This window comes from Exiguobacterium sp. KKBO11 (assembly GCF_001644945.1).
GTDB lineage: Bacteria > Bacillota > Bacilli > Exiguobacteriales > Exiguobacteriaceae > Exiguobacterium_A > Exiguobacterium_A abrahamii.
This window is the reverse complement of the sequence record NZ_LUCU01000011.1, coordinates 157499-170490: the sequence shown is the minus strand read 5'-3', so window position 1 is coordinate 170490 and position 12992 is coordinate 157499. Positions and strand designations below refer to the sequence as shown.

Annotated in this window: 13 protein-coding genes; 1 reads left to right on the top strand and 12 read right to left on the bottom strand. The window is 37.8% G+C overall.

The genetic code is table 11. The features are described from left to right. Window positions 1-2 precede the first annotated feature (2 nt). The 10 genes from AYO36_RS01120 to AYO36_RS01075 all read right to left on the bottom strand — a co-directional run bounded on the left by AYO36_RS01120 (window position 3) and on the right by AYO36_RS01075 (window position 9831). Window positions 3-1109 (bottom strand): glycosyltransferase, encoded by a 1107-nt coding sequence (locus tag AYO36_RS01120; RefSeq protein WP_064299277.1) that lies wholly within the window; start codon window positions 1107-1109, stop codon window positions 3-5. Continuing rightward, a complete protein-coding gene (locus AYO36_RS01115) occupies window positions 1099-1992 on the bottom strand; it encodes a glycosyltransferase family 2 protein (protein ID WP_064299276.1) in 894 nt (297 codons plus the stop codon). Before AYO36_RS01115 ends, AYO36_RS01120 begins: the two co-directional genes overlap by 11 nt. Window position 1993: 1 nt before the next feature. Further along, window positions 1994-3157, bottom strand: coding sequence for a glycosyltransferase family protein (locus AYO36_RS01110; RefSeq protein WP_064299275.1), 1164 nt, complete (start codon window positions 3155-3157; stop codon window positions 1994-1996). Beyond that, window positions 3154-4068: an NAD-dependent epimerase/dehydratase family protein gene (locus AYO36_RS01105; RefSeq protein WP_156501815.1), complete on the bottom strand. Its 915-nt coding sequence runs from the start codon at window positions 4066-4068 to the stop codon at window positions 3154-3156. Before AYO36_RS01105 ends, AYO36_RS01110 begins: the two co-directional genes overlap by 4 nt. Continuing rightward, window positions 4019-4645, bottom strand: a complete 627-nt coding sequence (locus AYO36_RS01100; protein ID WP_064299273.1) for a sugar transferase — start codon at window positions 4643-4645, stop codon at window positions 4019-4021. The genes AYO36_RS01105 and AYO36_RS01100 overlap by 50 nt, the downstream gene beginning before the upstream one ends. Window positions 4646-4664: 19 nt before the next feature. Then, the gene (locus AYO36_RS01095) at window positions 4665-6521 is read right to left on the bottom strand and encodes a polysaccharide biosynthesis protein (protein ID WP_064299272.1); all 1857 of its coding nucleotides are present in this window, start codon (window positions 6519-6521) and stop codon (window positions 4665-4667) included. A 35-nt stretch (window positions 6522-6556) separates the two neighbouring features. Continuing rightward, window positions 6557-7444: a UTP--glucose-1-phosphate uridylyltransferase GalU gene (gene galU, locus AYO36_RS01090; RefSeq protein ID WP_064299902.1), complete on the bottom strand. Its 888-nt coding sequence runs from the start codon at window positions 7442-7444 to the stop codon at window positions 6557-6559. Between the two features lie 191 nt (window positions 7445-7635). Next, window positions 7636-8400 carry a tyrosine-protein phosphatase gene (locus AYO36_RS01085; protein WP_064299271.1) on the bottom strand — a complete coding sequence of 255 codons (765 nt, stop codon included), beginning with the start codon at window positions 8398-8400 and terminating at the stop codon, window positions 7636-7638. An 11-nt stretch (window positions 8401-8411) separates the two neighbouring features. Further along, the gene (locus AYO36_RS01080) at window positions 8412-9107 is read right to left on the bottom strand and encodes a CpsD/CapB family tyrosine-protein kinase (RefSeq protein ID WP_064299270.1); all 696 of its coding nucleotides are present in this window, start codon (window positions 9105-9107) and stop codon (window positions 8412-8414) included. Further along, window positions 9100-9831, bottom strand: coding sequence for a YveK family protein (locus AYO36_RS01075; protein ID WP_050678205.1), 732 nt, complete (start codon window positions 9829-9831; stop codon window positions 9100-9102). Before AYO36_RS01075 ends, AYO36_RS01080 begins: the two co-directional genes overlap by 8 nt. 199 nt (window positions 9832-10030) lie before the next feature. Between AYO36_RS01075 and AYO36_RS01070 the strand changes: the two genes are divergently transcribed. Continuing rightward, on the top strand, window positions 10031-11182 hold the full coding sequence (locus AYO36_RS01070; protein ID WP_064299269.1) for a hypothetical protein: 1152 nt from the start codon (window positions 10031-10033) through the stop codon (window positions 11180-11182). 38 nt (window positions 11183-11220) lie between these two features. Here AYO36_RS01070 and AYO36_RS01065 read toward each other — a convergent pair whose 3' ends face one another. Together AYO36_RS01065 and AYO36_RS01060 are read right to left on the bottom strand one after the other, a co-directional pair. Further along, entirely contained in the window at window positions 11221-12147 is a 927-nt protein-coding gene (locus AYO36_RS01065) for an LCP family glycopolymer transferase (protein WP_029342698.1), read from the bottom strand. 154 nt (window positions 12148-12301) lie between these two features. After that, the gene (locus tag AYO36_RS01060) at window positions 12302-12988 is read right to left on the bottom strand and encodes a hypothetical protein (RefSeq protein WP_058704102.1); all 687 of its coding nucleotides are present in this window, start codon (window positions 12986-12988) and stop codon (window positions 12302-12304) included. Window positions 12989-12992 lie beyond the last annotated feature (4 nt).

Sequence of the window (12992 nt, the reverse complement as noted above, 5' to 3'; positions counted from 1 at the left end):
CCTTATTCCAAAGCTTTTTCGAATGCAATTTTCCATTTACTAAATATTATATTTTTATCTAAATCGATTATTACTTCTTTACTTTTATCACTAATTTTCTTCCTTAATTCTTTATTTTCAAATAGAAGAATTATATTTCTAGCAATAGCGTTATAGTCCTCAGTTCCAACTAAAACTGCTCTTTCTCCATTTTTCGTCAAATATCTTGGTCCACCAGGAGGACAATCACAAGAAATAGATGGAATGCCATTTGACATTACTTCCAATAAAGTGTTTGGAATGCCTTCACTTCTAGATGGTAATAAAAATACGAAGCCTTTAGCTGCTACTTTTGATACATTATCTGTAGTTCCTTTAAACTCTATATTCTCTTTTAAATTTAAGCTATCAATTAGTTCATTGTAATGATCTAATAAATGACCCTTACCATATATATCCATTTTAATATCTTTATACTTTTCTACGACCTTTACCATTGATTTGATTGCAAGATCAATTCCTTTTTCGTGTTCAAATCTTGCAGCAGCTACAGTTACAAGATTTGAACATTCGTTTACGTTATAATTTAAAATACTAGATTTATTCAAATTAGGATTTGGAATAACTTCTGATTTTCTTATTATTTCTTTGCCATAAAATTGTTGTGCTTCTTTTAATTGAAAAACCATATAATCGCATTTCCCAAAAAAAATCTTACTTAAAATTTTTTTATGTAGTGACAATAACATCGGTGCTCTTCTTTCAGATCCTATCATTTTGAGCTTAAGACCTATTTTAGATAAAACAGAAATATATGCAGCATCAAAATTAAAAACACACACTAAGTCCAACTTTAAATGTTTATAAACTTTTCTTAATTGCACAATAGAATTGATTTTTTTTACTAATTTATTAAATAAGTTGTTCTTTTTAAAATTTATTTCCGGAAGAAAAATAACTTTAATTCTTTCATCTATTTCGAATCTAATCGGGGTTGTTCTTTCTACTATTATATAAACCTCTTTAAACTCATTTACTGATTCATTTGCTAAAAAAGTTTGTATTTTCTGAGCGCCCCCATAGTCTAAATTATTTAAAAACATTGCAAATTTAGCATTTTTAATTTGCATAGTTAATAGTTCTCCTTTTATTTGTTTTAATTCTTTTAATAATTTTTACTGAACTAACGACAGTAATTTCTTTATTTAAATAACTTTTTGCAAAAAAAACAAAAGCTTTAGTTTTTTTATTATTAATCCAATAAGATTTAAATATTTTCAAAATAAAAGTCGAAGATAATATAGAATCTTTTTCTATTATTTTTCTGTATTTTTTATATAAATAAATATTACTTTCCAAACGATTTTTAACATTTGAAGTTATTGAATCATTCTCATATAATGTGTATTTTATTAAGCATTCTTTTACACATTCAATTTCATATTCCAAAGCTAATCTAATCCAAAAATCAAGATCTTGACCAGATTTTAAGTTAACATCAAAAAGTCCTACTTTTAATGCTGATGACTTTCTGACAATTCCACAGGATGTAGAGCCAATATAATTTTTATGAAGCAATTCTTTTACAGGATTTATTTTTTTTTCAGCATATATTTCTTTATTTAGATCGTCCTTTTGATAATAATAATTAATTCCACAATAAACCAATGCTATAGAATCATTAACGAATTTCTCCATTTGCTTAGTTATTTTTTCTGTATACCACTCATCATCATCGTCTAAAAACGCGCAAAATTTACCGTTTGAATGAATTATTCCTTCGTTTCTAGCAAAGCAAGCACCTTTATTACCTTCGTAAGAAATATATTTAATAGATGGATATTTTTTCAACATCTCTTTGATACTTTTTGTATATGAGTAATCGATATTATCGTCGACAACAATTATTTCAATCAAGTTATATGACTGTTCAAGTACACTCTTTATAGCATTTTCTAAAATTTCACCGTATCTTTTATATGTTGGAATAACCACACTAACTAAATTATCCATACTAGATCACCTCGTTTACTTCTATTAACAAATCATTTAGTGCGATATCAATATTTTTCATAAAACATTCTTTAGTAAACCGTTCTTCATACATCTTCATAGTATTTTTTCTTAGTAAAAGGTTCTTATCATTACTATATGAAATGATTTTATTGATTTCATAATCATGTATTTTATTTTTATCAAAACCTATATTTATACCAGAATTGTAATCTTCAAGCATTTTTTTAGTATCACTTTTTATAGAATTAATTATCGGTAAACCCGCTCTAAAGTAATCTATAGATTTCATGGTTAATCCTACACACACTTGATCTTTCATAATATTAATTCCAAAATGACATTGATCAAAAATCAACTGTTTTTTTTGTTCATCGTAAATTTTACCATGATATACTACTTCGATATTTTTAGACTGAAGTTCTTTAATCAGGCTTTCTTTTTTTTCACCGTCACCAATTATGTGCAATTTTACTTTTTTATTGAGATTAACTTTATAAAGTATAGTACTAATTTTCTCAATATCAATGATATTATTAATAGATCCTAAATAACAAAAGCTTATCAAATCGTCGTTTAAATTCACTTTAGTAACTATATTTGAATTTGATTTATCCTTAGCTAAATATACTGTTTCGCACTTTATACCTTCTAACTCATTCTCAATTATTTCTCTATATAAGTTACATTCACTTATAACTAGATCAGAACCAGCTAAACCATTTTTTCTCAATGATTTCCAGTAATTGAAAGGAAATAATTGTTTGATTTTTTGTACTGGAAATGTTTCAGGCCATAAATCTATTAAATCGAAAATCAGCTTCGTATTTTTATTTTCTTTTTTATACTTTATTAAAAAAGCACTTAAAAAATTTGGTGGAATAAGTGAATATACTAAATCGGGATTCATTTCTTTAACTTTTTGAGTAGCTTTTTTGGCAAAAATGTAATGAGAAAGCATTCTTGATATTGAAAAATTCTTTTTGTATTTTGGCGTATGAATAAAAGTATAATATTTTTTTTCTTCTGAACGATATCTCTTTTTCATATGTTCAAAATTCGATTGAATTACTTTCACTTCATGACCTTTACTTAAAAAATATTCGATCAAAAGATCAACTCGTTCTTCATATGTTTCAAAACAATTTATGATAGTTATCTTCAATTTTTTTCTCCTGGGTTTTCGATTAGATCGATAGTCTCTTTAGTAGAGTATTTATTATAACTAAATGGATAAATTGATAAATCTTTATCATAATATAAATCACCAAATATTTTGTTGAAAAAGGGAAAATAATTATTTATTATTTTGACAACATTTTTGTTTAATTTCACAAAGTAAATTTTTTTGTTTTTTCGAGTACTAATAATTTTAACCAATTCACTTGTAGAAATAATCTCTTTATTTTGTGGTAAAAATATTCCTCTAACTTGTTTAGAAACTATGACTTCTAAAAAATTACAAAGGTGATCTATGAAAATAATACTTTTTTTATTTGCTATATCAGGGAAAATAAATGTCAATTTACTCAGTTTTTTTAATTTATCGAAATTTCCTTTAGATTTTTTTCCATACACCATTGGTGGTCTAATAATAGCTACTTTAAAATCTTTTGTTTCTAATGAAGTAATCAATTTTTCTGCTTCCCATTTGCTATTCCCATAAAAATCAACTGGTTTAGGTTTACTTTCTAAAGTTATTCTTTTTTGGCGTCCATAAACAATAATGCTACTCATCAAAATAAACTGCTTCACACCTTGATTTTTAGCTTTAATTGCAATAGCCTCAGATAAATTTGTATTAACCTCATAATATTTTTGTTCATACTTTTTATTTTTAGATACATGTGCTATACCAGCTAAGTGAAGTAATGAATCATATTTACTGAAATCCACTTTTTTCCAATTTTCGTTTCTTACAGAAATAAATTCTAATTCGATATCAATTTTATTTTTCGATAAATATTCTTTAAAACTATTTCCAATATATCCGTTAGTTCCTGTTACTAGCACTCTTTTCATTTTTTCACTCCTTTGTACTGGCAACTTCTTTTTTAGAAACGGTACCCGTTCCACCTTCAACTACTCCATCACTTTTCAATACACTAAAGACTGTAGCAATGAAGCAACGTGAGTCCATTAAAATCCCCATACGTTGAACATATTCACCGTCAAGTTTTGCTTTTACTTCAATCGGTAATTCATCACGACCATTGATTTGCGCCCATCCTGTTAAACCCGGTAATGTATCGTTCGCTTTGTATTTATCGCGCTCATCAATCAAATCATATTGATTCCATAACGCAGGACGCGGTCCGACAAAGCTCATCTCACCCTTTAAGATGTTAAACAGTTGTGGTAGTTCATCTAAACTTGTTTTTCGTAAGAACTTCCCGACACGCGTAATATAAACATCCGGATCAGCAAGCAAATGAGTCGGTGTATCTTGTGGTGTTTCAATATACATGGTCCGGAACTTCAAAATGTTGAAATGACTTTTCTTCAACCCAACTCGTTTTTGTTTGAAGAAGACAGGTCCTCTTGATTCAATCTTTATCGCTCCCATGATGCATAAAAACACTGGTATCAATACGATACATGCCACAAGTGCTAGGATGAATCCTAACAACCGTTTCACTTTCATATAACTCATTTGCTTTAGCTCCTTATGTTCATACTAATTTTTGTTGTTTCATCGCAACGTCATTGGCGATATCCAGTAACGTATTGCGTAACTGCAATGGATTTAGTTGATGATTTTCTACCATCCGTAGTATTTCTTCGATTGGTTCAGCTTGTTTCGTTCGACCGACGAAAATTTTCGGATAAATCGCTTCTGGATCGACTTCTCCATCTTTTAGTAATTCTTCATACATCTTTTCTCCAGGTCTGATTCCTGAGAAGACAATTGGCATCTCGTCTTCCGTAAAACCACTTAACTCAATCATATTTTTCGCAAGATCAACGATTTTGACTGGTTCGCCCATATCAAGGACGAATACCTCTCCACCGTCAGCTAGAATACCGGCTTGAATGACCAATCGACTCGCTTCTGGAATCGTCATGAAGAATCGTGTCATTTCTGGATGAGTCACCGTAACAGGTCCACCGGCTTCAATTTGCGACTTAAAGAGTGGGATGACTGATCCCCGACTCCCAAGGACGTTACCGAAACGAACAACGGCAAACTTCGTCTGACTCCGTTTTCCTAAATCCTGAATGATCATCTCGGCAATTCGTTTCGTCGAACCCATCACGTTTGTCGGATTGACTGCTTTATCTGTTGAGATCATGACAAACCGTTCAACCTGATGACGATCAGCTACTTCTGCGACATTCTTCGTTCCATAGACATTATTTTTAACTGACTCATACGGATTTGCTTCCATTAAAGGCACATGTTTATGAGCCGCTGCATGGAAGACGACATCCGGTTGATGTTGTGCAAACACTTCATCTAAACGCATCTGGTCTTGCACATCGGCAATGATTGGCACTAGATTGATTGCTGTCTGTAAACTCCGCAGTTCCCGTTCAATCAAATAGATGCTGTTCTCACCATGACCGAGTAATACTAACGTCGTCGGATTGAATTGAATGATTTGGCGACAAATTTCTGATCCAATCGATCCACCGGCTCCTGTAACAAGGACCGTCCGTCCTTCAATCTCACTTCGAATCCCCGAGATGTTCAGTTCAACCGGTTCGCGTCCGAGTAAGTCTTCAATCGATACATCGCGAATCGCGTTGACCGAGACTTTCCCCGTCACAAGTTCTTCAATCATCGGTAAGGTTTGAACGTTCTTACACAGTGTCTTTGCCTCGGTGATCAGTTCGATCCGCCGTTGCTGTGACAACGATGGAATCGCTAAGACGATGGCTTCAATTTTATGTCGCTCGATGACTGCTTTTAAGTCCTCCGTCGTTCCTGCAACTTCGATTCCTTGAATCACGAAATGCATGTTTTTTGGATCATCATCGACAAAAGCAACCGGCTTTAATTCATGGAATGGTGATGCATAGAGTTGACGAACCAATGCCCGTCCTGCACGTCCTGCCCCGATGACCAACGTCCGCTTTCGCGACTTGATCATACGACGAGGTAAGGCATACTTCCGCCAATGTTGACCGATCCCAAGGAGACGTAAGCCTACTCGGATTGCTCCAAGTAGCAGTAAAGAAATACAAAAACTTAATAGCGTGATGCGTTCTAAGACTTGTCCAAAGAATAGAACTTGATACACTATTAAGCCGATTGAGCTGAGTCCCAGGGACAATGATAATGTCATTGCCTCCTGTACACTCGCATATTTCCAGTTAACACGGTACAGTTTCATGAGAAATGCAACAGTGATGAAGAGTAGGGCAAATACCGTCGCTGATTGAACTACATCACGACTGTCGATCAATAAAAATAATTCCTTTGGATACAAGAAAAAATATGTAAAGCTCATCGCTACCATCAATGCACAGGCATCCATACATGCCAGTAAAATCGTCCGGTAATAATAATACTTCTTCACGAACATTCACTCCTTTCAACTAATATTTTACATACTGATTTTCAGACAAGCGATTGTGATTTGTGTGCCTGTAACAACTCTTCCATCATCGCTGCTACGTCTTCCCCTAAATCTTCACGGTTCAAGGCAAATTCGAGTGTTGTTCGAATGAATCCTAATTTTTCACCAACATCATACCGTTTACCATCAAATTCGTAGGCAAAGACCCGCTGCATTTCATTGAGTCGTGTAATCGCGTCCGTCAATTGAATTTCGCCACCGGATCCGACTTGTTGTGTTTCAAGATATTTAAAGATTTCTGGCGTGAGTAGATAACGCCCTAAAATCGCTAAGTTCGATGGGGCTGTTCCTGGTGCTGGCTTTTCGACGAAAGATTTTACCTTATGTAATTGCTCTGAGATGCTCGTACTTGGATCAACGATTCCGTAACGATGTGTATCTTTTTCTGGAACAGGTTGCACACCAATGATCGAACTATTCGTGATTTCATATTGTTCGATTAACTGTCGCGTACAAGGCACTTCAGCCTGAACGATATCATCACCAAGCATGACGACGAATGGTTCATTACCAACGAATGCTTTCGCTTGAAGAATCGCATCCCCAAGACCTTTTGGTTTTGATTGACGAATGAAATGAATGTTAATCTTCGTTGTCTCTTCGACTAAGTAAAGTAATTCTGATTTATTTTTCGAAATCAGGTTCGCTTCTAGCTCCGGTACGGAATCAAAGTGATCTTCGATCGCGCGTTTCCCTTTACCAGTAATAATCAAGATGTCTTCGATTCCTGATTCGATCGCCTCTTCAATGATGTATTGAATCGTTGGTTTATCAACGATCGGTAACATTTCCTTTGGCATCGCTTTTGTCGCCGGTAAAAAACGTGTTCCGAGCCCTGCTGCTGGAATGACTGCTTTTTTAACTCGCATCATCTAGTTCACTCCTCATTCCAAATTCTAATTGGAAATTTATATTATCAATCCCATTCTTTATGTAAAATACAATAACACAGGAAACATGTCATTTTCCATAAAGTTTTCCATAATTTAATAATGTAAGCGTTAACATAGAAAAAAGAGAGTGCCAATTCACTCTCTTTCCCTTACCTTGACAAAAAATGTTACACCCACTGTCCTTTCCAATTCTTCTCGACAGGACTCGGGGGATTGATTGTCACGAGTTGGTTCAAGAGAACGGCTTCATTGTTTTCATAAATCTCATCGATCAACCAATCTTCGAATGTTTTCTCAAGCATCCGTTCGCATTGCTTCCAGTAGAATGGACGTTTCTCGAGGTGATGCGCATCACTTGCCACAAGATGGGCTAGCCCATTCTCAAGCAAGGCAATCGCAAATCGCTGAACATCCTTTCCGTACTTCCCGATCAAACTGGCACACGTCACCTGACTGATCGCACCGTTTGAAATCAATTCAAAAAGTAACGATGGATTTTGAATGATTGCTTTATTCTTTTCTGGATGGGCAACGACCGGGATATAACCATCGGAAATTAATTCTGCAAAGACTTGGCGCGCATACGATGGAATTCCGCTTGATGGAAACTCGATCAAAATATAGCGTGAATCGTTCAGCGTCAGCGCTTGTCCTGCTTCTAACGCTTCCATCAACTCACCGATCAACCGGATCTCATGACCTGGATAGACGGTTAACGGAATATCACGTTGTTTCAACAAGACATTGAACTCATCGACCGTCAACTGGACATCGACATCTTCTGTTTCGAATTGTGGATGATAGAGGTGTGGAGTCGCGATGATCCGCGACACCCCCTCTGTGACGGCTTGTTCAGCTAACTGCAAGGCATGTTCGACACTGGCCGGACCGTCATCGACGAGCGGCAAGATATGACAGTGGATATCAACCATATAGATGTCCCTCACTCATAGGAATAGTAGTATTGGTATGCTGAATCATCCGTCAGTTCACGACGGTTCAAGACGACACCGAGAATTTTCGCTTCGGCCAGTTCAAGCTGTTCTTTCGCTTTTAACACTCGTTGACGATCAGATGTCGTACAACCGACGACAAGGACAACACCATCCGTTAGTTTCGAAGTAATCCGACTATCGGCGACTTGTAGTAATGGCGGTGCGTCAAAGATGATGATGTCGAATTCTTCACGTAGTTGTTCCGTTAGATGCTCCATCGCACGTGACGACAAGAGCTCCGCTGGATTCGGCGGAATCGGACCGGCTGTCAAAATTGATAGGTTATCGACTTTCGTTGGTAAGATTGCCTTTTCTTTTTCCGCTTGGCGAGTTAAAAGACTCGAAAGTCCAAGACCATTCGCAACACGGAACGTATAATGAACCGTTGGGCGACGCATATCCGTATCGATAATCAATACTTTTTTCCCTTGTTGCGCGTAAGCGACGGCCAAGTTTGATGACGTCGTTGATTTTCCTTCACCTTGTGTTGCGGAGGTGACAAGAATTGCTTGAACCTCACGATCGACAGCCATGAATTCAATGTTCGTCCGGATCGTTCGATACTGCTCAGCAACAGGTGACTTCGGTTGCGTGACCGTAATCAGTTTCCGTGCATCTTTGTTCATTTTGCTCTTCTTAGCCATATTGTTTGACCGCCTCTCGTTTTGCTGCTTTTGACGATGACTTGAATACTTTACTGTCGATATCCGGGATACTACCGAGTACCGGGAGATCAAGAATTTGTTGGACCTGATCTTCTGTCCGGATGCGACGATCGAGTACTTCACGTAAGAAAGCAAGACCGACACCGAGTAAGAATCCAACGACTGCTGCGATCGCTGTGTTCAAAATGATGTTCGGACTGACAGGTGACGTTGGGATACCTGATGTCGACAAGACCGTAACGTTATCAACACTCATTAATTCTTGAACGTCTGAACTAAAGACTTCAGCAATCGAGTTCGCCAAGTTGGATGCTAATGCTGCATCGGTACTTTGGACCGAAACGTTAATGACCTGAGAGTTTTGCTCACTTTCGACCGTGACCATGTTGTTCAAAGCATTCATATTCGTTGGTGCGTTCGGAACTTCCTTTTGAACCTGTTCTAAAATCGCCGGGCTCTTGATGATGACCCGATATGTATTAACCAATGTGACAGACGACTGGACAGACTGTGCATCAATGACTTCATTGTCTTGTTTCTTCGGCGTGACGAGAATTTGCGTCCCTGCTTGATACGTCGGTTTAATCAAAAAGCTACTGACGGCAAATGAGATGAGGGCGGCGACGATCGTCAACGCCAAGATGCGCCAGAACGATTTACGTAAAATCGAAAATAATTCCTGCAAGCTAATCGTTTCATTCATGGTCTAATTATTCTCCTTTATTTGTCTAATTCAGTGACTTTCCTACATCAACTAGGACTCAGTATAACAAATATTTGGGAAATGGTTGATGTTTTTTTAGGAAATGACATACGTTTATTGAAAAACATTGCGTATAATAAAAGATGAATTGTTACTTTTTACATTCATTTCCGTATCTCGACATAGGAGGAATTTCTTTATGCATCGCTCGTTACAAGCGCTACAATTCTATACATCTCACTCGAAGGAGGATATCGCACGACTTCATGAACGGGTTCGTTCGAGTCTTGCTTCGACGGAATCCTTGACGGATACGATGATCCGAATTACCGGTCAACCGCCACTGATTCCTTATGACGAAGATACCGTCACGGTCGACGAATGGAATGCATTTCTCGCCGGAAAACATCATGCGACATTAGCTGACTTTTACGGTACATTAGTCGCTCGTCCAATCTTGGACGAAGATGGTCCACTCCCGGACGAGGCAGAAGAACCACTTCCAACTCTTTCACGGAGTCAACGTGAACCGGAACCAAAACGACGTAAAAAAGAGAAAGAAATCAAGCATGCTGGAGCAAAACGACCGTTACCTTGGGGCTGGATTGCGCTGTTGATTCTTTGTTTCTTACTTGGAGCCGGTGGAACTTACGTCTACTCGACATACTTCGTAGGATCTGCAGATACGACACCAAAGGCTACTGTCGAAAAACCGGTCACAGTTGAAAAAACGAAGGAAAAGAAACCAACAGCACCAGAAGAGACTGCCGCTGTTGATGATGTCCTATACATCAAAATACGTTCGAGCAACATCTACCGGGAAGAGTCGATGACGACATTACTTTATGAAGCCGATTTCGGTGACGGATATCGCATCGTCAAGAAAAATGACGGTGTGACTGAAATTGAATTGTCGGATGATTTAACGGGTTATATTAAAACGTCCGATACGACAAAACGGCTTGAAGGTGAACCACTTGCTGACGAGACACTCTTGACGTGGGCGAACGATAATCTCGATACAAGTTTTGTGACCGGCACCCTCATTGACCTTATCGGCAAAAGTAGTGAAGAACTGAATAGTCTTTATGGACCAGCCGATCGGACTTTCAATGATGAATTGCATGACTACCTGTTTTACGGAAATCACTTCTTTGTCTTGAAGGACAACAAGGTCATCGCCATTGACTGGACGGAGACGACTATTACGAATGAGCAATTAGCCTCACTCGCCCCACTTCAACTAGAAACGGAATCGACAGGACTCGTCACGAGTAACTCGTATCGTCTCCAACGTTTTGCAAAAGACGGAACGATCAGTCGGATTCGTCTAGCGGAACAATCGTTCTAAACGAAAAGCACCGAATCCGTGAGATTCGGTGCTTTTGTTCATTCCATATCGAGTGAATAGCGTAATGCCGTTTGTGTCTCTTTTAATGAATCTTCTGTCGGGTGCCAGTAATAAATTCCGTCGCCTTCTTTTCCACCCGTTCCTTCGAGTTTCAAGTTCTTCTGGTTACGGAAGGCATCCATGTAATCAAATGCTAAAGTACGCATCGGTTTAAATGAAACGTTCGTTTGTGCGTTCTTCCCGACGACATCCATGATTGCATTAAAATTACTGACTGATACATCGGATGATAATTTGTTTGCGACTTGGGCGATGACTTCCCGTTGACGCATTTGTCGACCAAAGTCTCCACGTGGATCTTCATAACGCATGCGTGTGAATTTCAATGCTGATTTTCCATCTAAGTTGACTTTACCGACCGGGAAATGTGTCCCACTGACCGTAAAGTCGATGTCGTTATTGACCGTCACCCCACCGACTGCATCAACTAGGGACGTGAACCCTTCCATGTTGATTTCTGCATAGTAATTGATTGGGATATTAAGAAACTTTTCGACTGTCTTGATTGCCATCTCCGGTCCACCGAATGAATAGGCATGGTTGATTTTATCATTTGTTCCTTTTCCGACGATATCAACCTTCGTGTCCCGGGGAATACTGATCAATCGACTTTCATTTCGTGTCGGGTTCAATGTCATGACCATGATTGAGTCACTACGCCCGCGCTCGCCTGGACGTTGGTCGACACCAAGTAACAGAACCGACACCGGCTTTTGCTCTTCGACGACTTTGTCTCCCGTATTCTTGACGGGTGATTGAATTTTTTTGACCGTTTGGTCGACTTGATAATATGTATAGCCGATGAATCCACCGACACCGACGACGAGGACAAGCGCAATCAATAGCATGATTTTCAGTGGCGTCCAGCGTTTTTTCACCTTACGTCTTTTTTTAACTCGTTCCAACTGCGTCCATTCCCTTCTGTGTTTTGCTTCTCATTAGTATCGGTCATCCATGAAAAAACTTACAGTCCGAGTATAACGAAATTTGAGAGCGATTTGTCAAAAACGGGAAAAGATGAAAAAAAGAGCCTATCGTTCAGATAAGCTCTTTCGTTCATTAGAGTGATGTTTGACTTTCTACCGTATATGTTTTTTTCTCATAGTCATAGTTCATAATGACAAGTTTACGTTGTGTTGTCGAAGTCGGGAATACGTATGTTTTAGAGAGTGCCTTGATTCCGAGTCCATAGTCTAGTTCTTGTTTCGTTTGAATCGATGTCCAGTCAATCGAGTCTACTCCTGTCCACTCGCCAAGACCTGAACCAGATAATACTGCATCCAATTGTTTCTCCGTCATACCCGTCTTGATTTTCTTTCCTTTGAGCAGTTTCATCTTACTTTCACGAGCACCTGAGTAACTATCAACACGAAACAGATCTAGTGATTTTCCTGTCAAACGATAGACTGAACTATTTTTTTTCGTCATGAACTGAAACACAGATATGTTCGTAAAGTTCTTTTCATCAGAGAACGTGTATGCCGTTGTTTTTTGACCTTGTGATACGGTCGTGAATTCCGCCTTTTTCTTTAGTACCGTCGAACCACTTTTTTTCGTCAGTTGTTTCTTATAATCTTTCCCATAGATGACTTTTGCTGCTTGCTCGATTGTCATCCCCGCTTTTAATGCGGTGTAACGATCGGTTACTTTCGTTTCGTCTTTCGTCGCAGCCGATGCCGCTCCTCCGAATAAAGTCGTTCCTGCGAGTACTGTTGCTACTGCAACTTTCGTAAATGTCATTTTCATGTTC